Genomic DNA, 25,415 nt, shown 5'->3' with positions numbered 1-25,415 from the left:
ATGTTTCACCCGTGCGTGCGCGATGTTGCGGACGTGTTACGGGAGCACTGCGGGTGTGACGATCGGGTTACACGATGCGGGCGGACAGCTCGCTCGCCGAGTGTGTGAGGGCATTCAGACGGGACACGGCCCGCAGGTACTTCTTGCGGTAGCCGCCCCCGAGCATCTCCTCGGCGAACACCTCGTCCAGCGGCACTCCGGTCGCCGCCACCGGCAGCTGCGCATCGTACACACGGTCGACGAACGCCACGAAGCGCAGCGCCTCGGACTGATCGGTGAGCACCTGCACCTCGCGCAGGCCCACCAGGTCGAGCTCGTCGATCAGACGGATGTAGCGCGACGGGTGCACCTGCGCCAGATGACGGATGACATCGGTGAACGCATCGTCGGATGCGACCCCGTCCGCCGCGGCGTCCGCGATGCAGCGGGTGTACTCCGTCTCCTGCATCGCCACTGCGCTTCCGTCGATCGCACGCTGACGGTAGTCGACGCCGTCGATGCGCAGGGTCTCGAAGCTGTCCGACATCGCGTGGATCTCACGCAGAAAGTCTTGCGCGGCGAACCGCCCCTCGCCCAGCGCGTTCGGCGGCGTGTTCGACGTGGCCGCAAGCTTGGTGCCGGATGCCACCAGTTCGCCCAGCAGCCGGGTCATCACCATGGTGTCGCCCGGATCATCGAGTTCGAACTCGTCGATGCACAGCAGCTCCGCACCGCGCAGTAGATCCACGGTGTTGCGGTAGCCGAGTGCGCCGACCAGGGCGGTGTACTCGATGAAGGAGCCGAAGTACTTCCGGCGAGCGGGAAGTGCGTGGTACACGGATGCCAGCAGATGCGTCTTGCCGACTCCGAAGCCGCCGTCCAGGTAGACACCGGGCTTCATCGGCGCCTCCTTCGGGGCGCGGCGGAACAGGCCCGTCTTCTTCGTCGGTGCGGCCCGGCCGGTGAACCGCTGCAGGGTCTGCTTCGCGGCCTCCTGCGAGGGATAGGACGGATCGGCTCGATAGCTGTCGAACGTCGCCTCGTCGAACTGCGGCGGCGGTACCAGACTCGCGAGCATCTCCGTTCCGGTGACGGCCGGCGTGCGTTCGGTGAGGTGCACGACGCCCGTGCTGGTGTGCTGGGTCATCACGTTCCTGAGGTCAGAAGTCAAAGTCTTACGATCCGGGTGCGTGCACCGTCAAAGGGATCTATCGTCAGAGGGGACGGCTCAACACTACGCCGTCGCCTACCCACACTCCGCGTCCTGAATACAGAGGAGCACCCCGTGACCGTCGAGCACGACAACTCATCCGACAAATTCTCCGAATACGCTGCACCCGGACGACTCGTCACCACTGAATGGCTCGCCGCGAATCTCGGCAAGCCGGGCCTGGTGGTCGTGGAATCCGACGAGGACGTGCTGCTCTACGAGACCGGGCACATCCCCGGTGCCGTGAAGGTGGACTGGCACACCGAGCTGAACGACCCGGTCGTGCGCGACTACGTCGATGGTGCGGGCTTCGCAGAGCTTCTCGGCCGCAAGGGAATCTCGCGCGATGACACCGTCGTCATCTACGGCGACAAGAACAACTGGTGGGCCGCGTACGCCCTCTGGGTCTTCTCGCTCTTCGGCCACGAAGACGTGCGACTGCTGGACGGCGGCCGTGACAAGTGGATCGCCGAGGGCCGTGAGATCACCACGGAGAAGACCGTGCGCCCCGCCACCGAGTACCCGGTCGTCGAGCGCGACGACTCGACGCTGCGCGCCTACAAGGAAGACGTGCTCGACTTCATCGGCAAGGGCCCGCTGGTCGACGTGCGCTCCCCGAGGAGTACTCCGGTGAGCGCACCCACATGCCCGCCTACCCCGACGAGAGCTCGCTGCGTGGCGGTCACATCCCCACCGCGCAGAGCGTGCCGTGGAGCAGGGCGGTCGCCCCAGACGGCGGCTTCAAGCCGCGCGCGGAGCTCGAGGCGATCTACCGCGACGAGGCCGGCCTCAAGGACAGCGAGGACGTCATCGCCTACTGCCGTATCGGTGAGCGCTCCAGCCACACCTGGTTCGTGCTGAAGCACCTGCTCGGCTACGACAAGGTGCGCAACTACGACGGCTCGTGGACCGAGTGGGGCAGCGCCGTGCGCGTCCCGATCGTCGCTGGCACGGAGCCCGGCTCGCTCTGAGCGTGGGAGAATCGCAGGGTGACTGACACGCATCTTCCCGAACGCCTGGCCGAGGTTCGCGAGGAGTTCCTGGACCTCCCGCAGGGGGAGCGCCTCGAGCTGCTGCTGGAGTACTCCAGCGAGCTGCCTCCAGTGCCGGAGCATCTCGCCGACCGCGTCGACATGTACGAGCGGGTCGCGGAGTGCCAGTCCCCTGTGTTCATCAACGTCGAGGTCACCGACGGCGTCGTCGCCATGCACGCGACGGCGCCGCCGGAGGCCCCCACGACGCGCGGATTCGCGAGCATTCTGGTGCAAGGGCTCACCGGGCTCACGGCCGACGAGGTGCTCGCCATCCCGGGCGACTACCCGCAGACCATCGGCCTGACCCAGGCCGTCTCTCCGCTGCGCATCGCCGGGATGACCGGGATGCTCGTGCGCGCGAAGCGACAGGTCGCACAGAAGCGCTGACCCAGCCGAGCACCGACAGGCTCAAGCATCGAGACCTCAGGATCCGGATGCACCCAGCCCATGGGCGGTCATCCACTCCACGATCGCCTTCGTCCAGCCGCTCTGATCGTAGTTCCACAGTTTCGTGTGCCGTGCCACTGAGAACGACGGCATGGTCACCAGATCGGGCCGCGCGGCAGCCAGCGCATGCGAGGCGTCGGCGGGAACGAACCCGTCCTCGTCGCTGTGCAGGATCAGTATCGGCGCCTCCAGCTCCGATGCCCGCGCCACCATGTCCAGGCGATCGAAGGCGATAGCCTCCTCGGCGCCGCTCAGACGAGCGGTGAAGCCGTTCTCAAGAACCCCCATCGCCAGAGCAGGCAGCGGCTCGCGAAGCCCCTGTTCGCGTGCTTGAAAGCGCAGCACCGTGCGCCAGTCGACGACCGGGGAGTCCAGCACCAGGGCGGCGATCTGCGACCGGTGCTCCGACGACACCGCGGTCTGCAGTGCGATCGCTCCGCCCATCGACCACCCCATCAGCACCACACGTGCGGCACCATGCCGGAGGGCGTACTCGATGGCGGCGTCCACGTCTCGCCACTCGGATGCGCCCAGGGCATAGCTGCCGCCACGGGAGCGCGGCGCCTCCCCATCATTGCGATACGACACCACCAGCGTCGGCAATCCCATCCCGTGGAACACCGGCACCGCTCGCAGGCACTCCGAGCGCGTGGTTCCCCGACCGTGCACCTGGATCACCCAGGTGTCGGCGGATGCCGTCGGCGACTCCACGGATGCCGGGAAGAACCAGGCCGGGCACGGCCCCGCTGGCGAGCCGATCGACACGCTCTCCCACGGCAGGTGCAGCTCACCCGGCGTGACGTAGTACCAGCCGCTGAACGCGGCGTCCCGATCCACCTGCGCGCCCGGCTCTATCTGCGTGAGCAGCTTGCGACGTACTTTTGCGGCATCGGCGCTCAGAACGGCACCCAGCTTGACGTAGTCGTAGGTGCCGCTGGTGAACAGCCCGTACCGTCCGGGCAGCTCGGTGTCGGGCGTCCGGGTCAGTTCGATCGTCTGCGCCCCCGTGTCGACAGCGAGGATCTGCGTGTCATTGCGACGGATCGAGGGCATCACGACGCGGCGTGCGGTCGCGAAGACGGCCCCCGCCGTCACTGCAGCGACCGCCGCGCCGACGGCCAGCAGTGCGGGGACGGCGATGGCTACGGCGTGCCTGAGACTCTTCATCGCCTCCTGACTCTAGCCTGTCCACGTGACAGCACACCCCGATGCCGAAGCGCTCTTCGAAGCCGCGACGGCAGAGCTGCGCGAGACGGCCTTCCGTTCCGACATCGTCGTTCGCGAGATCCCCTCCCCGGCCGGCCTGGCGCCGTTCGCTCTGGCGCTCGCCGCCGACGTGCGACCCGACGACCACGGCGACTCCATCTATGGGACAGGACGCTTCGTGCTGCTGCACGATCCGGATGAGCCCACCGCCTGGGGCGGCGCGTGGCGGATCGTCGCCTTCGCACAGGCGCCGCTGGAGCCCGAGATCGGCACGGATCCGCTGCTCGCCGATGTCGCATGGTCCTGGCTGGTCGATGCGCTGGATTCCCGCGATGCCCGCTACCGACTGGAATCGGGCACCTCCACGAAGATGCTGTCGAAGGGGTTCGGCGGGCTTGCGGAGGAGGGTGACGGCGCGCAGATCGAGCTGCGGGCATCCTGGACGCCCGATGCACCGCTGCGGCCGCATGTGGAAGCATGGACAGAGCTGGTGGGGATGCTGGCGGGTCTGCCGCCGGGTTCTGAGAATGTCGCCGTGTTCGGCGCGAGAAAGGGCGGACGTGTCTGAGTACTCCGTGATCGATGACCGCACGGAGTTCGAGAAGGCCTGCCGAGCGCTCGCGGACGCGGAGGGTCCCGTCGCGGTTGATGTGGAGCGCGCTTCGGGGTTCCGCTATTCGCAGCGCGCCTATCTGGTGCAGGTGTTCCGCCGCGACGCCGGAGTTTTCCTGTTCGACCCACCGGCCATCGGCGATTTCGGCGCCCTGCAGGACGCCATCGGCGGCGTCGAGTGGGTGTTCCATGCGGCGAGCCAGGATCTGCCCTCGCTGCGCGAACTGGAGCTCGATCCGCCCCGCATCTTCGATACAGAGCTCGCGTCCCGGCTGCTGGGCAGCGACGGATATGGGCTCGCGGCCGTCGTGCAGCATGCGCTCGGCATCACGCTGGCCAAGGCGCACTCCGCCGCGGACTGGTCCACCCGCCCGCTTCCGCAGCCGTGGCTGGAATACGCCGCACTCGATGTTCTCCATCTCATCGACGTACGCGACATCCTCGACGGGCAGCTCACTGAGGCCGGCAAGACGGAGATCGCCGAGCAGGAGTTCCGCGCCACCCTCACCAAGCCGCCCAAACCGCCTCGCGAGGAGCCGTGGCGTCGGCTCAGCGGACTGCACAAGGTACGCGGTGCGCGTCTGCTGGCGATCGCACGCGAGCTGTGGACCGCGCGTGAGGAGTACGCCCAGGAGATCGATGTCTCACCGGGACGCCTGGTTCCCGATCGATCGCTGCTCGCGGCGATCCTCGCTGAGCCGGCGAGCAAGTCTGCACTCGCATCGCTCAAGGAGTTCAACGGGCGCGCCAGCCGCACGCAGCTGGATCGCTGGTGGGCGGCCATCGAACGTGGCCGCACCACCGAAGACCTTCCCCGCACGCGCGTGCCGAGCGATGCCCTGCCCCCGGCCCGGACCTGGTCCGACCGCAATCCCGAAGCCGACCTCAGGCTCAAGGCCGCACGACCTGTGGTCGAGGCGATCGCCGAGCAGCTGAACATGCCCACCGAGAACCTGCTGACGCCGGAGTATCTGCGTCGCGTGGCCTGGGAGCCCCTGGCCTCACCGGCGAGGCAGTCGGCGCGGCACTCGCAGCGCTCGGCGCGCGACCATGGCAGGTTGCGCATACTGCACAGAAGATTGCCGATGCGTTTGTAGAAGGGCCGCAAATCGACTCGAATGCCGTCCCCGCTGCTTCGTAGGTTCGATCCAACCGATTCCTGAGGCCTCGGACGCGCTCCTAGGCTGGGGTCATCCCAACCTATGGAGGCAGAGTGGCCGAGATCTCGGACGTCTACTTCGTCGATGGAGTGCGCACACCCTTCGGGCGCGCCGGCGAAAAGGGCATGTACTGGAACACCCGTGCGGATGACCTCGCCGTCAAGGCGACCATCGGCCTGATGGAGCGCAATGCCGCCGTCCCGGCGGATCGCATCGACGACGTCGCCATTGCGGCGACGTCGCAGACCGGCGACCAGGGACTGACCCTGGGACGCTCTGTGGCGATCCTCGCGGGCCTGCCGCAGACCGTTCCCGGCCTCGCCATCGAGCGGATGTGCGCCGGCGCGATGACCAGCGTCACGACCATGGGCGCCTCGATCGGCGTCGGCATGTACGACCTGGCGATCGCCGGCGGAGTGGAGCACATGGGGCACCACCCGATCGGGAGCAACGCCGATCCGAACCCGCGGTTCGTCGCCGAGAAGATGGTCGACCCGGGGGCGCTGAACATGGGTGTCACCGCCGAGCGCATCTTCGACCGCTTCCCGCATCTGACCAAGGAGCGCTCCGATCGCTTCGGCATGCTCAGCCAGCACAAGGTGCAGGCCGCGTACGACGCAGGCAAGCTGCAGCCCGACTTGGTGCCCGTGGCCATCAAGGGCGCAGACGGTGCCTGGGGCCTCGCCACCGAGGACGAGGGTCGCCGTCCGCAGACGACCATGGAGGATCTCGCCGCACTGAAGACACCGTTCCGCCCGCATGGGCGTGTCACGGCCGGCACCTCCTCGCCGCTCACCGACGGTGCGACCATGTCGCTGCTCGCCGGCGGCGGCGCGGTCAAGGAACTCGGCCTGACGCCCAAGATGCGGATGGTCTCGTTCGCCTACGCTGGCGTGCAGCCTGAGATCATGGGCATCGGGCCGATCCCGTCCACGGAGAAGGCACTCAAGAAGGCCGGCCTCACGATCGACGACATCGGGCTGTTCGAGCTCAACGAGGCCTTCGCCATCCAGGTCATCTCGCTGCTGGATCATTTCGGCATCGCCGACGACGACCCACGCGTCAACCAGTGGGGCGGTGCGATCGCCGTGGGCCACCCCCTCGCCGCCACCGGTGTTCGGCTGATGATCCAGCTCGCCGCGCAGTTCGCCGAGCGCCCCGACGTCCGCTACGGCCTCACCGCCATGTGCGTGGGGCTGGGCCAGGGCGGCTCGGTCATCTGGGAGAACCCGTTCTTCGACGGAAAGAAGAGGAAGAAGTGAGCTACGACGACGTCGACTTCTCGCCCATCATGGCCCTCACCGAGGGCGAGGTGATCACGCACTCCCCCGTGCGCGACATCCGCCTCGCGTCGGGCCGTGTGCTGGCGCTGATCACTCTCGACAACGGCCGCGACCACACCCGTCCGAACACGCTCGGCCCCGCCACGCTGACCGAGCTCGGCGAGACCCTGGACGGGCTGAAGAACCGTGCGGCAGCAGGAGAGATCCAGGCCGTCGGCATCACCGGCAAGCAGTACATCCTTGCGGCCGGCGCCGATCTGTCCGACATCAGCCGCGTCGGCTCGAAGGATAACGCGCGCCTGATCGCTCAGCTCGGGCACAAGGTGCTCGGATCGCTCTCCGATCTGGGTGTTCCGTCGTTCGCCTTCGTCAACGGACTCGCTCTCGGCGGTGGCGTGGAGATCGCTCTGAACTCCACCTACCGCACGGTCGACGCGTCCGCTGCCGCGCTGGCGCTGCCCGAGGTCTTCCTCGGGATCATCCCCGGCTGGGGCGGCGCCTACTTGCTGCCGAACCTGATCGGCATCGAGAACGCCCTTGAGGTCGTCATCTCGAACCCGCTCAAGCAGAACCGGATGCTCAAGCCGCAGCAGGCGCACGACCTCGGCATCGTCGACGAGATCTTCCCCGCGGCGAACTTCCTGGAGGATTCGCTGGCGTGGGCGGATGCCGTGCTCGGCGGAAGGAAGGTCGAGCGCAGGAACGCTCCGGGCAAGATCGAGCGCAGTGTCAAGTGGCCGGTCGCCATCAAGATGGCCCGCGGGATGCTGGAGTCCAAGATCGGCACCGTGCCGCGCTCGCCCTATGTGGCGCTGGAGCTGCTCGAGAAGGCCGCCCGCGGGTCGAAGGCCGAGGGTTTCGCCCGTGAGGATGAGGCTCTTGCCGAGCTCGTCACCGGCGACCAGTTCGCCGCCTCGATGTATGCCTTCGATCTGGTGCAGAAGCGCGCCAAGCATCCGGTCGGCGCTCCCGACAAGACGCTGGCCAAGAAGGTCACCAAGGTCGGCATCATCGGCGCAGGGCTCATGGCCAGCCAGTTCGCTCTGCTGTTCGTGCGCAGGCTGCAGGTTCCCGTGCTGATCACCGACCTGGATCAGGCACGCGTGGACAAGGGCGTGGCGTACATCCACGACGAGATCGGCAAGCTCGAGGCCAAGGGGCGGGTGGACGCCGACACCGCGAACAAGTTGCGGGGTCTGGTGACCGGAACCACCGACAAGAGCCTGTATGCGGACTGCGACTTCGTCATCGAGGCCGTGTTCGAGGAGGTCGGCGTCAAGCAGCAGGTGTTCGGCGAGATCGAGAAGATCGTCGCCGAGAATGCCATCCTGGCGACCAACACCTCGTCGCTGTCGGTCGCCGAGATCGGCTCGAAGCTCGCCCATCCCGAACGTCTGGTCGGCTTCCACTTCTTCAACCCGGTCGCGGTGATGCCGTTGATCGAGATCGTGAAGACGGATGCCACCACGGATGCCGCACTGTCGACGGCCTTCGTCGTCGCCAAGGGCCTGGGCAAGAACGCCGTGCTCACCGCCGACGCCCCGGGCTTCGTTGTGAACAGGCTGCTCGCGAAGGTCATGGGCGAGGCGGCGCGCGCCGTCTACGAGGGCACGCCGATCGCCGACGTCGAGAAGGCGTTCGGGCCGCTCGGGCTGCCGATGGGACCGTTCCAGCTGATCGACCTGGTCGGCTGGAAGGTCGCCGCCCACGTGCAGGACACCATGGTCCACGCGTTCCCCGACCGGTTCTATGCGAACGAGAACTTCCACGCTCTGGCCGAACTGGATCAGGTGGTCGAGAAGGACAAGGGCGGACGGGTCACCGGCTGGACGAAGGCCGCTGAGAAGGCGCTGAAGGGCCAGCTCGGCTCGACTCCGGCATCCGCCGAGGAGATCCTGCGACGTGTGCAGGACGGCCTGGCGCAGGAGATCCGGCTGATGCTCGATGAGGGCGTGGTGCCCGAGGTCGAGGACATCGACCTGTGCCTGATCCTCGGCGCGGGCTGGCCGTTCATCGACGGCGGCGCCTCGCCCTACCTCGATCGCGAGGGTGCGTCCGAGCGGGTGTTCGGTGCCACCTTCCACACTCCGCCGATCCGCGGCATCGCGCACAGCTGAGCGGCGACGGCAGGCGGGGTCGTGTCTTCGGGCACGGCCCCGCTTTCGTCTCGCTCACTGAGCGGGACGCTGATCGGGCCCGCCCTTGTGCGGCCAGTGCGAGAGCGCCCGCTCGGCCATTGCCGTGATGGTCAGCGAGGGGTTGACGCCCGGGTTCGCAGGCACCGCCGCTCCGTCCACAACGTGCAGACCGGGATGTCCCCACACCCGGTGGTGCGCATCGATCACACCGTCCTTCGCTGACGCACCGATCACGGCGCCGCCGAGGAAATGCGCCGTCATCGGGATGCCGAAAACCTCCGGCCACGACCCGCGCGGCTCCGAGGGCACGCCGGTCTCCGCCTGCATCCTGGCCGCGATGGCCGAGCTCGCCCGATGCGCCTGGGGAAGGTAGGACGGGTTCGGCTCTCCGTGCCCCTGACGGCTGGTGAGCACCTCGCGGCCGAAGCGCCGCCGCAGCGAGAGGGTGAGGGAGTTGTCGGCGTTCTGCATCACCAGCGCGATGATGCCGCGCTCACTCCAGTGGTGCAGGCTGGACAGGCGCAGTTGACGGATCGGATGCCGGATCACCTGGCCGAGCAGCGCTCCGATCCGGCGCGGCAGCGATCGATCGCCGGGAACCAGCACCGTGGCGAGGGCGCCCATCAGGTTCGACCCGGGTCCGTAGCGCACGTTCTCGACATGCGTGCGCTCGTCGACGTGGAACGAGGTCGTGATGGCGACCCCGTGCGCGTACTCACCGGCATCCGGCACCCGCACGGCGACCGCTCCGTCCAACGCCTCGGAGTTGGTGCGGGTGAGGTGCCCGAGAGCATCCGACAGCCGGGGCAGTGCGCCCGATGCCTTCATCCGGTGCAGCAGCTTCTGCGTGCCCCAGGTGCCCGCCGCGAACACGACCTGTTCGGCGCGGATCGTGCGCCGTCGCCGCCGGATCCAGGCCCCCGAGGTCTGTGTGGTCACCAGATAGCCGCCACGAGGATCCTCACGCACCTCGGTGACCGTGCGCAGTGGCTCGATGACCGCACCCCGGCGCTCGGCCAGGGCGAGATAGTTCTTCATCAGGGTGTTCTTCGCCCCCACGCGGCACCCGACCATGCAGTTGCCGCACAGCGTGCAGCCGGTGCGTTCGGGCCCCTCACCGTCGAAGAACGGGTCGGGAACCGTCACGCCCGGCATGCCCAGGAACACGCCGACCGGCGCCTGGCGGAAGGTGTCGGAGACGCCGAGATCCGCCGCGGCGCCGGCCATGATGCGCTCCACCGGGCCGGTGTGCGGATAGCGGTCGACGACTCCCAGCATCCGCTTGGCCGTGGCGTAGTGGGGCGCGAGCTCGGATCGCCACTCGGTGTCGGACGGCCACTGCCGGTCGGCGAAGAAGGCGTCCCCGGGCTCGTAGAGGGTGTTGGCGTAGTTCAGGGAGCCACCGCCCACTCCCGCGCCCGCCAGGATCATCGCGTGCGGCAGCCGGTGGATGCGCTGCACGCCGAAGCACCCCAGCGCCGGCGCCCACAGGTACCGGCGCAGGTTCCAGGAGGTCTTGGCGAAGTCGTCGTCCTCGAAGCGCCGTCCGGCCTCGAGGACGCGAACCTGGTAGCCCTTCTCCACGAGTCTCAGCGCCGCCACGGAGCCGCCGAAACCCGAGCCCACGATCACGACGTCCTCGTCATATTCCATCCGCTCGCCCCTCTGGCATCATGATCGTCACGGCACCCGGACGGATGCCGATCGTGCACTCCCCGTGCCGACGCGCTCACCGTCGGCATAGACGATGAGATCCGACGCCGAGACGTGCACCCGAGTGGCCTGCCTGACCGTGACCTCGCGCCGCGCCAGGTGCGCACCCCGCAGCAGCAGCGGGAACAGCCTGATCAGCCGCAGCCGCCCCAGCGAAGCGACGTGCACGACGCGCAGCTGCCCGTCGTCGGGCTCGGCTCCGATGCAGATCGGCATCCCTCCCCCGTAGCTGGAGGTGCTGCCGACGGCCAGCAGCGTCCCCGGCCGCCACTCCCCGGCTTCGTCGTCGATCTGCACCTGGAAGTCGGTCGGTCGCAGGCGCACCAGCTCGATCAGCAGAGCAAGGTGATACCTGGCACGCCCGCGCGGATGACGCAGCGCGTTGGTGCGCTCACTCACCCTGGCGTCGAAGCCGAGGGCGGCGACCGTCAGGAACGACCTGCGTACGCCCTGGGACTCGATGGTGCCGAGATCGATGCGTCGGGGCCGCCCGTGCAGTGCTGCCGAGGCCGCCGCTCGCGCATCGTCGGCCGGGATGCCGAGGGCGCGGGCGAGGTCGTCGCCGGTTCCTGCGGGCACGAGGGTGACCGGAAGGCCGGTGTCCGCCAGCAGGTCGGCGATCCCGGTCACCGTGCCGTCGCCGCCGACCACCACCACGCCATCCGGATGCTGTTGCACGGCCTGTTCGGCGAGGGATCGTGCATGGGCTGCGGTGGAGCCGCGCAGCACGCTCACCTGCGCGCCGGCGTCACGCAGCAGCTGCTCGGCCTGTGCGCCCGCGAGTGCGCCGCGGCCCTTCCCCGACTGCGGATTGACGATCAGGACGAGTCGCGGGGCGTCGGGGTCAGTCATCGTCGCCCTCGGGAGGGATCAGCACACCGGGATTCATGATGCCCTGCGGGTCGAGTTCGCGCTTGACCGCGTGCAGGATCCGGATGCCGGTGTCGCCGATCTCCTCGCGCAGCCAGGGCGCATGGTCGCGGCCGATCGCGTGGTGGTGGGTGATCGTGCCGCCTGCGTCCATGATCGCGTCACCCGCACCGCGCTTGACCACTTCCCATGCGCTGAGCTGGTCGCCGCGCAGGCCCGCGAGCACCGTGAAGTACAGCGACGCTCCGGTCGGGTACACGTGCGAGACGTGGCACATCACGAAGCTCTTCGCGCCCGCGGCGGCGAATCCCTCGCGCAGCGCCGTCGTCACCGCGGCGCGCAACCGGAGCAGGTTCGACCAAGTGGTGGCCGTCTCGAGCGTCTCGCAGAACACCCCGGCTCCGAGCAGCGCGTCGCGCAGGTAGGGGCCGTCGAAACGCGTGCGCATCCAGTCCTCGGCCGCCCTGCGCCCGCTGCTCGAACCGCCCGCGCCCGCCAGCAGACGCGCGGTGCGGGCTCGGCGCTCCTGCGCATCCTCCCCTTCGAAGACCGTCAGCGCGCTCGCGCCCTTCGCGAGCGCCTTTCCGATCCGCCCGATCTGAGCGAGGCTCACCCCGGTCTCCGCCTCGTCCGACAGCCGGATCACGGTCGGGGCTCCGCCACGCTGTACGACCTCCCGCAGTGCGTCGACACCGGTCTGGAAGTCAGGGAAGCTCCACGATTCCACGATGCGCTGTGCGGGCGTGCGATGCACGCGCACCCGCACCTCGGTGATCACCCCGAATGCGCCCTCGGAGCCGAGCAGGAGCCTCAGCAGGTCGGGGCCGGCAGCCGAACCCGGCGCCCTCCCGAGATCCAGGTCTCCGGTGGGAGTGGCTGCGCGCAGGCCGGTCACCATCGCGTCGAAGCGTCCGTACCCCGCCGAGTTCTGTCCGGAGGAGCGTGCAGCGGCGAAGCCGCCGATCGTCGCGAAGCGGAAGCTCTGCGGATAGTGCCCCAGCTCAAAGCCGTGCTCCGCGAGCAGCCGTTCCGCCTCCGGGGCGCGCGTGCCCGCCTGCAGCACGGCCTCGCCGCTGATCTCGTCCACGTTCACGAGTCCGCTCAGGCGCACGAGGTCCACTGCGATCACGGCGCGGTGCCCGCCGGCATCCGGATCGACGCCGCCCACGACGCTCGTCCCGCCGCCGAACGGGACGACCGCGACGCCGGACTCCCCGCCCACTGCAGCACAGCACGGACCTCGTCGTGGTCAGCTGGACGGATGACGGCATCCGGCACCCGCTGGCGACGTGCGCGACGTCGCAGCAGGTCCGGTGTCGATCTGCCGCCGGCACGGCGGATGCGCGTCTGCGCATCCGTGAAGACGAACTCCTCGCCGACGACGGCTCGCAACGCCGAGACATCCTCCGTCGTCAGCCGAGAGGGGTCCACCTCCACCTCGTCGATCGCGGGAGCGACGGGCGGCCGGCTCACACGTCCGAGCAGGATCGGCAGCAGCGCACGCACGGCCCGCGGCAGATCTGTGGCGAGATCCGGGTCGCCCCAGCCGTCCCACCGCATCTCCGGCGCCGCGACTGCTCTGTCGTCGTGCACATCCATGCGTTACAGTGTGACATATTATGGAAGATCGTCAACCGAGTGACGTGCGCTGGGATGCCACGCAGTCGGGCATTCTCGACACCGCAGGACGACTGATCGCGCACCGCGGCGTCGGCGGCCTCACCGTCGCGGAGCTCGCCCGCGAGGCAGGCGTCAGCCGGCCGACCATCTACCGGAATTGGGCCGGTGCCGACGAGGTGGTGCGCGCCGCCCTCCTGCAGCGCGTTCACGCGCTGCTCGCGGATGTGCCCATGGCGGACAGCCGGGAGGGGATCGTGTCGGCCGTGATGCGGTTCTCCGCGTCTTTCCGATCGGATCCCGTGTACGCCGCCCTGCTCGACCGCGAACCCGAGGTCTTCACCCGGTACACGCTGCAGCGCTTCGGCGCCAGCCAGCGCGCCATCCTGCAGTGGATGGCCGCCTCGATCGCGGCCGCGCAGGCCGTCGGGTCGGTTCGGCCGGGTGAGCCCCAGCACATCGCGGTGATGATGCTGCTGATCGCGCAGTCGGCCATCCTCTCGTACGGCACGGTCGCCGACCTCATCGACGACGGCTCCTGGGACCACGAGCTGCGAACCGCACTCGACGGGCTGCTGCGCCCATGACGACCGCATCCCCCGACCTGAACGCGAGGCGTCGGAGGATCGAGCTGTCGCGTGTCGCATCCGACCACATCGACGTGCTGGTCGTGGGCGGCGGGATCACCGGGGCAGGTGTCGCTCTCGATGCGGCGTCGCGGGGATTGAGCGTCGCACTGATCGAAGCGGAGGATCTCGCGTTCGGCACCAGTCGGTTCAGCTCCAAACTGGTGCACGGGGGCCTGCGCTACCTCGCCACCGGCGACATCGCCACCGCGCGGGAGAGCGCCAGGGAGCGTCACCTGCTGATGACGGCGATCGCGCCGCAGCGGATCAGGCCGCTGCCGCAGCTGCTCCCCTTCGCCCCCGGGGTCTCACTGCGTCAGCGCGCCGCCGGCGGGGTGGGCATGGTGATCGGGGATCTGCTGCGCCTGCATGCTCGCACACCGCGCACGACCCTGCCCGGACCACACCCGGTGTCGCGCCGCACCGCACAGCGACTCGTGCCCGCCCTGGAGCCACACCGGCTGCGCGGAGGGATGCTGGGCTACGACGGCCAGCTCGTCGACGACGCCCGACTGGTCGTGGCCGTCGCACGCACGGCCGCGAGCCTTGGAGCCCGCATCCTCACGCGGGTGCGCGCGACCGGGCTGCATGGTGGCGGAGCGGCCGCCGAGGACGCACTCACCGGAGAGCGATTCGGCATCCGGGCCCGGAGCGTGATCAACGCCACCGGCGTCTGGGCCGGCACACTCGACGGGAGCATCGCCGTGCGTCCCAGTCGCGGCACGCATCTCGTGCTCGACGGAGCAGCTCTCGGGCATCCGTCCGCCGCACTCACGATCCCTGTTCCCGGGTCGATCAGCCGCTACGTGTTCGCGTTGCCGCAGCTCGACGGCCACGTCATCGTGGGTCTCACCGACGAGGATGCGCCGGGCCCGATCCCCCGTGTGGCGCAGCCGACGGAGACCGAGATCGCCTTCCTGCTCGGCAATGTCAACCGAGTGCTCGCGACACCGGTGCGTCGCGAGCAGGTGCGCGGTGCATTCGCGGGCCTGCGCCCTCTGGTCGACACCGGTGGACAGAGCACCGCCGACATCTCACGGCGCCACCTGGTCTCCGCATCCGAGACCGGGTTCGTCACCGTGCTGGGCGGCAAGCTCACCACGTATCGGCAGATGGCGGAGGATGCCGTCGATCTCGCGGTGCATGTGCGCGGCCTGGTTGCGGCACCCAGCCGGACCAAGTCGCTGCGCCTGGTGGATGATGCGGCAGCTGAGCCTTCTGAACCGCTGGTGCCCGGAGTGGGTCTCACCCATGGCGAGGTCGAATCCGCTGTGTGCGCCGAGGGTGCGATGACGGCCGATGACGTGCTCGACCGACGGACCCGTGTGGGACTGGTCGATCTCGACCGATCCCGGGCACGGAATGCGGTCACAGAGCTTGTCGCACACGTGCTCGACGAGCTCGGCTGAGCGCTCTGGACAGCTGAGTTCAGCGGTTTTCGTGGATGGGGAGTTCGATGGCGCCCGTCTCACCGTACTGACGCGCCACGGGCACGCGCGTTCCGAGCACCTGCGCCACGACGTCCTGGGCGATCTTCGCCGCGGTGAGTCCGGCGTCCTGCAGTACCTCATCGCGGGTGGCGTGGGCGATGAACTCGTCGGGCACGCCCAACTCGTCCACAGCGGTGTCGATGCCCGCCTCGCGCAGCACCTGACGCACCCGGGTGCCGACGCCGCCGACCCGGATGCCGTCCTCGAGGGTGATCACCAGGCGGTGCCGCGCCGCAAGCTCGAGGATCGAGGGCCGCACGGGAATCACCCAGCGCGGATCGACGACGGTCGCGCCGATCCCCTGCGCGCGCAACCGGCCTGCGACATCCAGTGCGAGCGCGGTGAACGGTCCGATGCCCACCAGCAGCACGTCCTCGGTCTCATCGCGGGAGAGCACGTCCACACCATCCGGCATCCGTTCGATCGCCGGGACGTCGTCGGGCACCGAGCCCTTCGGATAGCGGATCACCGTCGGCGCGTCGTCGACCGTCACGGCCTCGTCCAGCAGCTCGCGCAGGCGCGCCGCATCGCGAGGAGCGGCGATACGGATGCCGGGCACGATCTGCAGCATCGCGAGATCCCAGATGCCATGATGGCTCGGTCCGTCGGGGCCGGTGACACCGGCGCGGTCCAGGACGAACGTCACCCCAGCCTTGTGCAGCCCCACATCCATCAGCACCTGATCGAAGGCGCGGTTCATGAACGTCGCGTAGATCGCGACCACCGGGTGCAGCCCGCCGAACGCGAGGCCGGCGGACGAGGCGACGGCATGCTGCTCGGCGATGCCGACGTCATACACCCGATGCGGGAACCGCTCGGCGAACGGTGCGAGGCCGGTGGGCCGCAGCATCGCGGCCGTCATGGCGATGACCTTCTCGTCCCTGCCCCCGACGTCGACGAGCGCGTCGGCGAACACCGAGCTCCACGACGTGCCGGCCGAGGCCGCCAGCGGCCCGCCGGTCTCGGGATCTATGCGTCCCACGGAATGGAACTGGTCCGCGATGTCATCCCGAGCGGGCTGGTAGCCGCGGCCTTTCTCGGTGATGGCGTGCACGATCACCGGGGCGCCGAAGTCCTTCGCCAGCTGCAGGGTCTCGAGAAGGGCCGGGATGTCGTGTCCGTCGACCGGTCCCAGGTACTTGATGTCGAGATTGGAATACAGGGCGACGTTGTTCGTGAAGCGTGAGAGGAATCCGTGCGTCCCTCCGCGCACGCCGCGGAACAGCGCGCGGCCGAACGGGCCGAACGCCCGGAACAGGCGGTCGGACCTGCGATGCAGGTCGCGGTACGTGGCCGCTGTGCGCACTCTGTTGAGGTACCGGGACATGCCGCCGATGGTCGGCGCATAGGAGCGGCCGTTGTCGTTGACGACGATCACGAGATTGCGCTCGTTGTCGTCGGAGATGTTGTTCAGCGCCTCCCAGGTCATTCCGCCCGTGAGAGCCCCATCGCCGACGACCGCGACCACATGCCGGTCGGCACGGCCGGTTGCCGTGAGGGCGCGGGAGACGCCGTCCGCCCAGCTGAGCGAACTGGAGGCATGCGAGGACTCCACCACGTCGTGCGGGCTCTCAGAGCGCTGCGGGTAGCCCGCCAGACCGCCGCGCGAGCGCAGCCCGGAGAAGTCCTGTCGACCGGTGAGCAGCTTGTGCACATAGGACTGGTGCCCGGTGTCGAAGATGAACGGATCCTCGGGCGAGGAGAACACCCGGTGCAGCGCGATCGTCAGTTCGACCACGCCCAGGTTCGGGCCGAGATGGCCGCCGGTGCGTGCCACGTTCTCAACCAGGAAGGTGCGGATCTCGGCGGCCAGCTCGGTGAGCTGCTCGGGTGACAGCCGGTCGAGGTCCCGGGGGCCGGCGATGCTCGGCAGGATCGGCATGAGGGCTCCTCCGCGACTCGGCGACTGCGCGGCCGGGAGGTCGCGCGAACCCGTCCAGTCTATCTCCGCGCGCTGCCCTCCCGCCGTGAACGACGCCGGAGGGCCCGGATGCACGAGGCATCCGAGCCCTCCATCGATCCGTGTCAGACCAGCGAACGCAGCACGTACTGCAGGATGCCGCCGTTGCGGTAGTAGTCCGCTTCACCGGGGGTGTCGATGCGCACGACCGCGTCGAAGGTCACGGTCTCGTGGCCCTCGGGCGAGAACTCGCTCGGCGTCGCGGTGACCTTGACCGTCTTGGGCGTGGTGCCGTCGTTGAGCTGCGTCAGGCCTTCGATCGAGATGATCTCCGTGCCGTCCAGTCCGAGCGACTCCCACGACTGCCCCTCGGGGAACTGCAGCGGGACGACGCCCATTCCGATCAGGTTCGAGCGGTGGATGCGCTCGAAGCTCTCGGCGATGACCGCCTGCACGCCCAGAAGGTTCGTGCCCTTGGCCGCCCAGTCTCGCGACGAGCCGGAGCCGTACTCCTTGCCGCCGAACACCACCAGCGGCACACCCTGTGCCTGGTAGTTCATGCAGGCGTCGTAGATGAACGCCTGCGGTCCACCGGGCTGGGTGAAGTCGCGGGTGTAGCCGCCCTCGATCTGCTTGCCGTCGTTGACGGCCTTGACCAGGGTGTTCTTCAGGCGGATGTTCGCGAAGGTGCCGCGGATCATCACCTCGTGGTTGCCTCGACGCGAGCCGAAGGAGTTGAAGTCCTTGCGCTCCACGCCGTGCTCCTGCAGGTACTGCGCGGCAGGGGTGCCCGACTTGATCGCGCCGGCCGGCGAGATGTGGTCGGTGGTGACCGAGTCGCCCAGCGCCGCCATCACGCGCGCACCGGTAATGTCGGTGACGGGAGTGAGCTCCATCGTCATGCCGTCGAAGTACGGCGCCTTGCGCACGTAGGTCGAATCCTCATCCCATTCGAAGATCGGGCCCGTCGGGGTCGGCAGACCCGTCCAGCGCTCGTCGCCGTCGAAGACCGTGGCGTACTGCTTGATGAACTGATCGCGCGAGATCGACGTGTCGATGACCTCCTGCACCTCGGCCGACGTCGGCCAGATGTCCTTCAGGAACACGTCGTTGCCCTCGGTGTCCTTCCCGAGCGGGTCGGTCTCGAAGTCGAAGTGCATCGATCCGGCGAGAGCGTATGCGACCACCAGCGGAGGCGAGGCCAGGTAGTTCATCTTCACATCGGGGCTGATGCGCCCCTCGAAGTTGCGGTTGCCCGAGAGCACAGCCGTGACGGCCAGGTCGTGCTCATTGACTGCGGCCGAGACCTCGTCGATCAGCGGACCGGAGTTTCCGATGCAGACCGTGCAGCCATAGCCGACGGTGTAGAAGCCCAGACCCTCAAGGTCCTCGTTCAGCCCCGACTTCTCGTAGTAGTCGGTGACGACCTTCGATCCGGGAGCGAGCGTGGTCTTCACCCACGGCTTCTGCTTCAGCCCCTTCTTCAGCGCCTTGCGCGCCAGCAGACCGGCCGCGACCATCACCGAGGGGTTCGAGGTGTTGGTGCACGAGGTGATCGCTGCGAGCGTGACGGCGCCGTTGTCGAGCACGTACTTCTCTCCCGCCGGCGTGGTCACCGGAACGGGAGTGGAGGCGTGTGCCGGTGCACCGCAGTTGATGTGCACGTCGCGAGTGTGCTCCTCTTCGTCGCCGGGAACGGCGCCGGGGTCGGATGCCGGGAAGGAGTGCTTGGACTCAAGGTCGACGATGTCGTTGTTCGTGGACGCCGTGGCGTAGTTCACGATGTCCTTCTCGAACTGCTCCTTCGCCTCGGACAGCAGAATGCGGTCCTGCGGGCGCTTCGGGCCGGCGATCGAGGGGACGACCGTGCCGAGGTCGAGTTCCAGGTACTCGCTGAAGACAGGCTCGACGGCCGGGTCGTGCCACATGCCTTGGGCCTTGGAGTATGCCTCGACGAGCGCGACGGTCTCTTCGCTGCGCCCGGTCAGGCGCAGGTAGTCGAGCGTGACCTCGTCGACCGGGAAGATCGCCGCGGTCGACCCGAACTCGGGCGACATGTTTCCGATCGTGGCACGGTTGGCCAGCGGAACGGATGCCACGCCCGCGCCGTAGAACTCCACGAACTTGCCGACCACACCGTGCTTGCGCAGCATGTCGGTGATCGTGAGCACGACGTCGGTCGCCGTGACGCCGGCGGGGATGTCACCGGTGAGCTTGAAGCCCACCACGCGCGGGATCAGCATCGACACGGGCTGGCCGAGCATGGCCGCCTCGGCCTCGATGCCGCCGACGCCCCAGCCCAGCACCCCGAGGCCGTTGACCATGGTGGTGTGCGAGTCGGTGCCGACCAGCGTGTCGGGATAGGCGCGCAGCACGCCGTCGACGGTGCGGTCGTAGACGACCTTGGCCAGGTGCTCGATGTTCACCTGGTGCACGATGCCGGTCCCCGGGGGACGACCTTGAAGTCGTCGAAAGCGGTCTGGCCCCAGCGCAGGAACTGGTAGCGCTCGCCGTTGCGCTCGTACTCGATCTCGACGTTGCGCTGCAGCGAGTTCTCGGTGCCGAACAGGTCGGCGATCACCGAGTGGTCGATGACCATCTCGGCCGGCGAGAGCGGGTTGATCTTGCTCGGATCGCCACCGAGCTCGGTGACGGCCTCGCGCATGGTGGCCAGGTCGACGATGCAGGGCACGCCGGTGAAGTCCTGCATCAGCACGCGCGCCGGCGTGAACTGGATCTCGGTGTGCGGCTCGGCTGCGGCATCCCAGGCGCCGACCGCCTCGATCTGCGCCTTCGTGACGTTCTTGCCGTCCTCGGTGCGCAACTGGTTCTCGAGCAGGACCTTCAGGCTGAAGGAAGCTTCTCACTGCCTGGGACCGTATCGATGCGGAAGATCTCGTAGTCGGTGCTGCCGACCGTCAGGGTGCTCTTGGCACCGAAGCTGTTCACCGTGGACACGTATCCGTCTCCTTCTGTTGTGATGGGAGCGACAGTCGCCTCCATCTTGCTCGCTGATGCGTCGTTGCGGCTAGCAAGGCTCGCCTTACCAGTGTGCGCCGCCCGCGGCCGCAGCAAAAGCCCGGAATTTATCTTGATGTCAAGATAAATCTACCAGAGGAAAACGCTGTCAGACTCACTCGGCGCGCGGGTACAGCGCACGGACCACGAGCCACGTGACCGCCACCATGGGGGCGAACAGCGGCAGGCCCATCACGAGCTTGAGCGTGCCCAGCAGCGTCACCTGGTCGGTCAGATACAGCGGCAGCTGCACGCCGAGGCGCAGGTAGAACAGCGCACCCCAGGCGATGCCAAGCCAGAAGAACGCACGCCGTCTGCGCCGGTTCGAGCGCCAGGCGGTTCCCTCGCCCATGAGGAACCCGACGGCCAGCCCGATCAGCGACCAGCCGATCAGCGCCGCCACGATCATGGCCGTGCCGTACAGCGCGTTGGTGATGAGGCCCGGCACGAAGTTGTCGGCACCGCGTCCGGTCCACAGAGCCAGCAGTGCCGCCGCCCCCGCGGCGGCCAGTCCGCCCAGCGCGGCCGCGGGCGGAGACTTCTGCAGCAGCCGCACCACGGTGAACACCGCCGCAAGCCCCACCGAGATCCCGAGTGAGAGGATCAGCGGCTCCGGGCGCACCGTGAAGATGATCACGAACGCCAGGCTGGGAAGCACCGATTCCAGGATGCCGCGCCAGCCGCCCATCGCACCCCAGACGACCTTCTGGGTGCTCTCCGCGCCGTCGGGACTCAGCCCAGCACGTCGTGCGGCACCGCCGAGTGCGGCGCCGATCAGCTCAGCGGCGGACTGATCGGCATCCGTCCCCGAGCGGTGCTCACCGCCGGAGCGGGGATCGCCCGGCTGCGTCACGCCGATCCCGGAGTGGCCGGCATCTTCAGCGGGATCAGATCGCGAGGCGGCATCGGGGAGCCCCCGCGCACGACGACGATCGAACGGAACAGATCCTCCACCTGCTCGGCGGCGGCCGGGTCGGATGCCGCGTCACCGCCGATCACCCCGCGCAGGAACCACCGCGGTCCGTCGACGCCGATGAAGCGCGCCAGACGCATCTCCGAGCCCTCGGCTGCGGTCGCAGGGACCTCAGCAAGCAGCTTCCTTGCCCAGTGGGCCCTCGCGCTCTTCGACGCGGCCGCCCTGGGTGCGGATCTGGTCGCGCAGCTGAACCCGGGTCTCATCCCACAGCCCGCGCGACCGCGGGGCGGCGAACGGCTGTACCTGCAGCGAAGAGCCGGCGTAGTCGAGACCGACGGCGACGATGCGCTTGGTCTGCTCCTCCACCTCCAGCCGCAGATTCAGGCCCTCGCGGGGCAGTACCTTGATCCCACCGAGGTCGATGTACGGACGGACGGGGTTCACCTCCGTATCGTCGAACGGGCCCGCGACGGCACGATCATCCGGCGCCGACTTCAGCGTGGGTTCGATCTCTTCAGTCATTCGCTCTTTCCCTGGGTATAGCCGGTCGATCCGAAGCCGCCCTCGCCGCGGACGCTGTCCGGCAGCTCGTCGACGGGCTCGAAACGCGCCGTGACCACCGGCATGACGATCAGCTGTGCGATGCGATCCCCGACCGCGATATCGTACGCGTCCTCGCTGTCCGTGTTCAGCAGGCTCACCCTGATCTCGCCGCGATAGCCCGCATCGACGGTTCCCGGTGAGTTCACGACGGTGATGCCGTGCTTGGCCGCCAGCCCGCTGCGAGGCACGACGAATGCCGCATAGCCCTCGGGCAGGGCGATCCGAACCCCCGTGCCGACCAGTGCGCGCTCACCCGGCTCGAGCCGCACCGCCTCGGTCGAGACCAGGTCGGCTCCGGCGTCGCCGGGATTGGCGTACCGAGGCGTGTTCACGGCGATAATGGGGATGGCAACGGAATGAGTCACCCCATGAGGCTAATGCAGAACACTCCCGCGACGACCCGCGATGGCTACCGCGAGCGTCTGGCGCCGAGTCTGTGGATGCTGGTCACCATCGCACTGGCGGGGCCGATGGTGTCGCTGGTGTTCGCCCCGGTGGCATCCGGTGTCGCGATCGTCGTCGGTGCCGTCGTGTCGCTGGTGCTCGTCGCACTGAGCATCCTGCTGGCTCCGGTCGTGCGCGTGCGCGGTACGGTGTTGCACGCGGGTCGGGCGCACATCGATGTCCGCTGGCTGGGCGAGGCGGAGCATTTCACGGGTCAGGATGCCAGGGATCGCCGCACCCGCGACATCGCACGCGACGGCTGGCACCTGATCCGCGGTGGGATCGACGGCCTGGTCGTCGTGCCGATCACCGACCCCGAAGACCCGATGCGCAGCTGGACGATCTCGTCGCGTACCCCTGATCGGCTGGTCGCCGCGATCCGCGCCGCCCGCACCCAGCGCTGACCCCACCGGAACGCAGAACGCGCCCCGAACCATCCGGTCGGGGCGCGCGAGAAGCTCAGCGGTCAGGCTGCGCATTCCCTGCAGATGGGCCCGTCGGGGCCTTCGTGGTCGAGCTGCGAGCGGTGCTTCACGAGGAAGCAGCTCATGCAGGTGAACTCATCCTGCTGCGCCGGCAGCACGACGATGACGTCCTCCACGTCGGACAGGTCTGCTCCGGGGAGCTCGAACGCCGTGGGGTTGTCGGAGTCCTCGACGTCGCCGGCGCCGGACTTGCTGTTCGGCACACGCTCCTTGAGCGCTTCGATCGACTCTGAGTCGTCTTCGCTCTTCCGGGGGCGTCGTAGTCGGTTGCCATGTGGTGGATCTCCACTTCCGTGGTACGAGTGGGTTGAGGGGGAGCTGATCTCGGGTGGTCAGCGGGCGTCAGTTTGCACGACAGCGCGCGATTTCGCAAATGCCTGGCCGTTCGCACGGGAAAACTCACGGCGCGCCCAGAGTATTCCCACCCCTTCCAGGGTGCTCATGACAGCATGAACGCACACCCACCAGAGGGGCATTCGCATGGAAAACGTCACCATCGTAGGAACAGAAGCGGGGGTTCTCGTCCTCGCCACCGAATCCGGGCAGCGCTTCGCGCTTCCCATCGATGACGTGTTGCACCGCGAGGTGCGTCGAGCGACCCGTGAGGCGGAGCCGTCAGCCGCGCGCCTGGCGGCCAGCCCCAGGGACATCCAGATGCAGATCCGCGCCGGCCTGTCGACATCCGAGGTCGCCGCTCTGCTGGGTGTCAGCGAATCCGACGTGGCCCGCTTCGAGGGTCCTGTGCTGGCCGAGCGCGAGCACATCGTCGACCAGGCGCTCGCCGTCCCCGTGCTGATCGGCAGCGAGGTCGAACCGGACGCCCAGCCCACCTTCGGCGATGCAGTGCGGGCCAAGCTCGAAGATCTGCACGCGACGGACGAGCGCTGGGCCAGTTGGAAGGACGAGTCCGGCTGGACCGTCAAGCTGGAGTTCACCGCCGACGAGGTCGAGCACGACGCACGCTGGGCCTTTGACCCGCGGCGCAGCACGCTTTCCCCGCAGAACGCAGATGCCACACAGCTGTCTCGCCAGGGCTCTCTGCCCGAGGGGCTCATCCCCCGGCTTCGTGCGGTCGATTCCGAGCGCGTCTCGCCGTACAAGGACGACAGCCGCTTCGACTCGGGCGCTTTCGGCCCGCGCCTGCTTCCCGACCCTGAGCCCGACGGACAGCCCGAAGAACCGGACTCCGCCCCCGAGCACTCGAGCGCAGCCGTCCAGGAGGCGGCGGCTCGTCGCGCACCAGACGAGAGCCAGCCGAACGCCGAGACGGCCGATCTGCTCGAGGCACTGCGACGTCGGCGCGGTCAGCGCGAGTCCGCGCCGCTGTTCGAAGACGAGCCAGACGACTCCACGCCGATCGCACTGTTCGATGCGGTCGAGGAGGACAAGGGCGCAGCTGAGCCCGAGCAGCCCGCCGAGACCACGGACGCGCCGCAGGGACGACGCAAGAGGCGCAATGCGATGCCCAGCTGGGACGAGATCGTCTTCGGCGCCCGCACCGAAGAGTGATCGTCAGCGGGAGAACGCGCCCAGCCGGATGAACGGCACCCGCCATTCCTCCGGGGTGAGCGCACCGTGCTGGCCGACCATGCTTCGGCCCCGCTGGTCCGCGGCCTCGCCGTCGTAGAGCGCGTGGTTCGACCGCGCGATCACGAGGAGGTCGCCGATGCGGGCGCGCGCCGCATCCGTGACCGCATTCCCGAACACACCAGCCTCGATCGCCTCCGACCGGCTGACGACGTCCGCGAACCCCTCGAGATCGCGGCGCCAGCGCGCGAGGATGGTGCCGTGATCGGCATCCGGTTCCGCGTAGACGTGCAGCATCCGCGGCTCTCCGCCGATGTGACGGATGCCGTCGTGCCACCCTCCTGCGGCGTCCAGCACCAGCTGCCGGTGCGCCGGCACATCGATCATGCCGTGGTCCGCCGTGACCAGCACGCCGACGCCATCCGGCACACGGGCCGCGAGTGCCGCATCGATCTCCTCGAGAGCCACGACCCACTCGGCGGAGTCGATGCCGTGTTTGTGGCCGGCCTTGTCCGCCTCCGGCAGGTAGCAGTACACCAGTGCGCCGTCGTGGGCATCCGCGAGCTCCCAGGCCAGCGCCACGCGATCCGCGGGCGACTTGGCGGCCTGGAACTCCGCTCCGCGCAGGATGGCGCGGGAGAAGCCGGAACCGGCATAGGCGGCCACTCCCACGGCGAAGGTGGGATGTCCGGCGGCGGTAGCCTGCTCGAACACGGTCGGCACAGGCTGCCAGCTGAGCGGATCGACGCCGGCCGATTCCCACTCGGTGAGCTGGTTGACCAGCACGTCGCGCTGCGGATGCCGCACCCGATAACCCACCATGCCGTGCGTTCCGGGAGCGGCGCCGGTGAGCATGCTCGTCAGCGCGGCGGCGGTCGTCGTGGGGAACACGGAGCCGGCGACATCCTTTTTCGCCATCGCCCCGGCGAGTGTGCGCGCGTGGCCGGCGTGTGCACGCAGCGGGATGGCACCGAGGCCATCGGCGACCACCAGCACCGCGGAACGAGCCGGTCCGAGATCTGAGGGCACGCCGCGCAGCGACGCGAGCAGCTGGGGCGCCACCCCGGCGATGTTCCGCGTCGATCCGGGGCTGGCCGGTAGCATGATGGGCATCCGGGTCAGTCTTTCACAGCCGTC

18 protein-coding genes and 5 pseudogenes are annotated in these 25,415 nt (G+C 68.6%); 10 read left to right on the top strand and 13 right to left on the bottom strand.

What is annotated here, in order from left to right:
- Positions 1 to 67: 67 nt before the first annotated feature.
- Entirely contained in the window at positions 68 to 1,126 is a 1,059-nt protein-coding gene (zapE, locus tag QUE33_RS04015) for a cell division protein ZapE (protein ID WP_286302065.1), read from the bottom strand.
- Between the two features lie 138 nt (positions 1,127 to 1,264).
- On the opposite strand from zapE, the pseudogene QUE33_RS04010 reads away from it, so the two are divergent.
- Both QUE33_RS04010 and QUE33_RS04005 read left to right on the top strand, forming a co-directional pair.
- Positions 1,265 to 2,160, top strand: a pseudogene (locus QUE33_RS04010) (sulfurtransferase).
- 18 nt (positions 2,161 to 2,178) lie between these two features.
- Positions 2,179 to 2,610 (top strand): SufE family protein, encoded by a 432-nt coding sequence (locus tag QUE33_RS04005; protein ID WP_286302064.1) that lies wholly within the window; start codon positions 2,179 to 2,181, stop codon positions 2,608 to 2,610.
- Between the two features lie 36 nt (positions 2,611 to 2,646).
- On the opposite strand, the gene QUE33_RS04000 is transcribed toward QUE33_RS04005, so the two are convergent.
- Complete coding sequence (locus QUE33_RS04000; RefSeq protein WP_286302063.1) at positions 2,647 to 3,837, bottom strand: alpha/beta hydrolase family protein; 1,191 nt, start codon at positions 3,835 to 3,837, stop codon at positions 2,647 to 2,649.
- 25 nt (positions 3,838 to 3,862) lie between these two features.
- Here QUE33_RS04000 and QUE33_RS03995 point away from each other — a divergent pair, with 25 nt between their 5' ends.
- The 4 genes and pseudogenes from QUE33_RS03995 to QUE33_RS03980 all read left to right on the top strand — a co-directional run bounded on the left by QUE33_RS03995 (position 3,863) and on the right by QUE33_RS03980 (position 9,048).
- Complete coding sequence (locus QUE33_RS03995) at positions 3,863 to 4,444, top strand: DUF3000 family protein (RefSeq protein ID WP_286302062.1); 582 nt, start codon at positions 3,863 to 3,865, stop codon at positions 4,442 to 4,444.
- Positions 4,437 to 5,629, top strand: a pseudogene (locus QUE33_RS03990) (HRDC domain-containing protein). The gene QUE33_RS03995 and the pseudogene QUE33_RS03990 overlap by 8 nt, the downstream one beginning before the upstream one ends.
- A 72-nt stretch (positions 5,630 to 5,701) precedes the next feature.
- Entirely contained in the window at positions 5,702 to 6,910 is a 1,209-nt protein-coding gene (locus QUE33_RS03985) for a thiolase family protein (RefSeq protein WP_286302061.1), read from the top strand.
- A gap of 29 nt (positions 6,911 to 6,939) precedes the next feature.
- Entirely contained in the window at positions 6,940 to 9,048 is a 2,109-nt protein-coding gene (locus QUE33_RS03980) for a 3-hydroxyacyl-CoA dehydrogenase NAD-binding domain-containing protein (RefSeq protein WP_286303033.1), read from the top strand.
- 54 nt (positions 9,049 to 9,102) lie between these two features.
- Here the strand turns inward: QUE33_RS03980 and QUE33_RS03975 are convergent, their stop codons facing one another.
- Genes QUE33_RS03975 through QUE33_RS03960 form a run of 4 tightly spaced genes read right to left on the bottom strand, consistent with a single transcriptional unit; the run spans position 9,103 to position 13,251 of the window.
- Positions 9,103 to 10,722: a GMC oxidoreductase gene (locus QUE33_RS03975; protein ID WP_286302060.1), complete on the bottom strand. Its 1,620-nt coding sequence runs from the start codon at positions 10,720 to 10,722 to the stop codon at positions 9,103 to 9,105.
- Between the two features lie 27 nt (positions 10,723 to 10,749).
- On the bottom strand, positions 10,750 to 11,634 hold the full coding sequence (locus tag QUE33_RS03970; protein ID WP_286302059.1) for a diacylglycerol kinase family protein: 885 nt from the start codon (positions 11,632 to 11,634) through the stop codon (positions 10,750 to 10,752).
- Entirely contained in the window at positions 11,627 to 12,820 is a 1,194-nt protein-coding gene (locus QUE33_RS03965; RefSeq protein ID WP_286302058.1) for an FAD-binding oxidoreductase, read from the bottom strand. Before QUE33_RS03965 ends, QUE33_RS03970 begins: the two co-directional genes overlap by 8 nt.
- Complete coding sequence (locus QUE33_RS03960; protein WP_286302057.1) at positions 12,778 to 13,251, bottom strand: hypothetical protein; 474 nt, start codon at positions 13,249 to 13,251, stop codon at positions 12,778 to 12,780. Before QUE33_RS03960 ends, QUE33_RS03965 begins: the two co-directional genes overlap by 43 nt.
- 20 nt (positions 13,252 to 13,271) lie before the next feature.
- Here QUE33_RS03960 and QUE33_RS03955 point away from each other — a divergent pair, with 20 nt between their 5' ends.
- Complete coding sequence (locus QUE33_RS03955) at positions 13,272 to 13,856, top strand: TetR/AcrR family transcriptional regulator (protein WP_286302056.1); 585 nt, start codon at positions 13,272 to 13,274, stop codon at positions 13,854 to 13,856.
- Complete coding sequence (locus QUE33_RS03950; protein WP_286302055.1) at positions 13,853 to 15,304, top strand: glycerol-3-phosphate dehydrogenase/oxidase; 1,452 nt, start codon at positions 13,853 to 13,855, stop codon at positions 15,302 to 15,304. Before QUE33_RS03955 ends, QUE33_RS03950 begins: the two co-directional genes overlap by 4 nt.
- 19 nt (positions 15,305 to 15,323) lie before the next feature.
- Here the strand turns inward: QUE33_RS03950 and dxs are convergent, their stop codons facing one another.
- The 5 genes and pseudogenes from dxs to dut form a co-directional block, all read right to left on the bottom strand.
- Complete coding sequence (dxs, locus tag QUE33_RS03945; RefSeq protein WP_286302054.1) at positions 15,324 to 17,267, bottom strand: 1-deoxy-D-xylulose-5-phosphate synthase; 1,944 nt, start codon at positions 17,265 to 17,267, stop codon at positions 15,324 to 15,326.
- Positions 17,268 to 17,410: 143 nt separating this feature from the next.
- A pseudogene (gene acnA / locus QUE33_RS03940) lies at positions 17,411 to 20,243 on the bottom strand (aconitate hydratase AcnA).
- Positions 20,244 to 20,418: 175 nt separating this feature from the next.
- On the bottom strand, positions 20,419 to 21,081 hold the full coding sequence (locus QUE33_RS03935; protein ID WP_378760863.1) for a DUF3159 domain-containing protein: 663 nt from the start codon (positions 21,079 to 21,081) through the stop codon (positions 20,419 to 20,421).
- A gap of 71 nt (positions 21,082 to 21,152) precedes the next feature.
- A pseudogene (locus QUE33_RS03930) lies at positions 21,153 to 21,741 on the bottom strand (DUF3710 domain-containing protein).
- The gene (dut, locus tag QUE33_RS03925; protein WP_286302052.1) at positions 21,738 to 22,187 is read right to left on the bottom strand and encodes a dUTP diphosphatase; all 450 of its coding nucleotides are present in this window, start codon (positions 22,185 to 22,187) and stop codon (positions 21,738 to 21,740) included. Before dut ends, QUE33_RS03930 begins: the two are co-directional and overlap by 4 nt.
- Before the next feature lie 12 nt (positions 22,188 to 22,199).
- On the opposite strand from dut, the gene QUE33_RS03920 reads away from it, so the two are divergent.
- Positions 22,200 to 22,670, top strand: a complete 471-nt coding sequence (locus QUE33_RS03920; RefSeq protein ID WP_286302051.1) for a DUF3093 family protein — start codon at positions 22,200 to 22,202, stop codon at positions 22,668 to 22,670.
- A 62-nt stretch (positions 22,671 to 22,732) separates the two neighbouring features.
- Here the strand turns inward: QUE33_RS03920 and QUE33_RS03915 are convergent.
- Positions 22,733 to 23,025: pseudogene (locus tag QUE33_RS03915) on the bottom strand (DUF4193 domain-containing protein).
- Positions 23,026 to 23,231: 206 nt separating this feature from the next.
- Between QUE33_RS03915 and sepH the strand changes: the two are divergent.
- Entirely contained in the window at positions 23,232 to 24,260 is a 1,029-nt protein-coding gene (gene sepH / locus QUE33_RS03910; protein ID WP_286302050.1) for a septation protein SepH, read from the top strand.
- A 3-nt stretch (positions 24,261 to 24,263) separates the two neighbouring features.
- Here sepH and QUE33_RS03905 read toward each other — a convergent pair whose 3' ends face one another.
- A complete protein-coding gene (locus QUE33_RS03905; RefSeq protein ID WP_286302049.1) occupies positions 24,264 to 25,391 on the bottom strand; it encodes an alkaline phosphatase family protein in 1,128 nt (375 codons plus the stop codon).
- Positions 25,392 to 25,415: the final 24 nt, after the last annotated feature.

The sequence above is a fragment of the Microbacterium suwonense genome (assembly GCF_030296555.1).
Classification (GTDB): Bacteria; Actinomycetota; Actinomycetes; order Actinomycetales; family Microbacteriaceae; genus Microbacterium; species Microbacterium suwonense.
The sequence above is the reverse complement of the archived record's forward strand: the minus strand, read 5'-3'. Positions and strand labels throughout refer to the sequence as shown.

Excerpts from the sequence above, each read along its gene's own strand:
- zapE (WP_286302065.1), bottom strand. The coding sequence starts at position 1,126 with ATGACCCAGCACACCAGCACGGGCGTCGTGCACCTCACCGAACGCACG.
- QUE33_RS04000 (WP_286302063.1), bottom strand. The coding sequence starts at position 3,837 with ATGAAGAGTCTCAGGCACGCCGTAGCCATCGCCGTCCCCGCACTGCTG.
- QUE33_RS03980 (WP_286303033.1), top strand. The coding sequence starts at position 6,940 with ATGGCCCTCACCGAGGGCGAGGTGATCACGCACTCCCCCGTGCGCGAC.
- QUE33_RS03975 (WP_286302060.1), bottom strand. The coding sequence starts at position 10,722 with ATGGAATATGACGAGGACGTCGTGATCGTGGGCTCGGGTTTCGGCGGC.
- QUE33_RS03970 (WP_286302059.1), bottom strand. The coding sequence starts at position 11,634 with ATGACTGACCCCGACGCCCCGCGACTCGTCCTGATCGTCAATCCGCAG.
- QUE33_RS03960 (WP_286302057.1), bottom strand. The coding sequence starts at position 13,251 with ATGGATGTGCACGACGACAGAGCAGTCGCGGCGCCGGAGATGCGGTGG.
- QUE33_RS03955 (WP_286302056.1), top strand. The coding sequence starts at position 13,272 with ATGGAAGATCGTCAACCGAGTGACGTGCGCTGGGATGCCACGCAGTCG.
- QUE33_RS03950 (WP_286302055.1), top strand. The coding sequence starts at position 13,853 with ATGACGACCGCATCCCCCGACCTGAACGCGAGGCGTCGGAGGATCGAG.
- dxs (WP_286302054.1), bottom strand. The coding sequence starts at position 17,267 with ATGCCGATCCTGCCGAGCATCGCCGGCCCCCGGGACCTCGACCGGCTG.
- QUE33_RS03920 (WP_286302051.1), top strand. The coding sequence starts at position 22,200 with ATGCAGAACACTCCCGCGACGACCCGCGATGGCTACCGCGAGCGTCTG.
- sepH (WP_286302050.1), top strand. The coding sequence starts at position 23,232 with ATGGAAAACGTCACCATCGTAGGAACAGAAGCGGGGGTTCTCGTCCTC.
- QUE33_RS03905 (WP_286302049.1), bottom strand. The coding sequence starts at position 25,391 with ATGCCCATCATGCTACCGGCCAGCCCCGGATCGACGCGGAACATCGCC.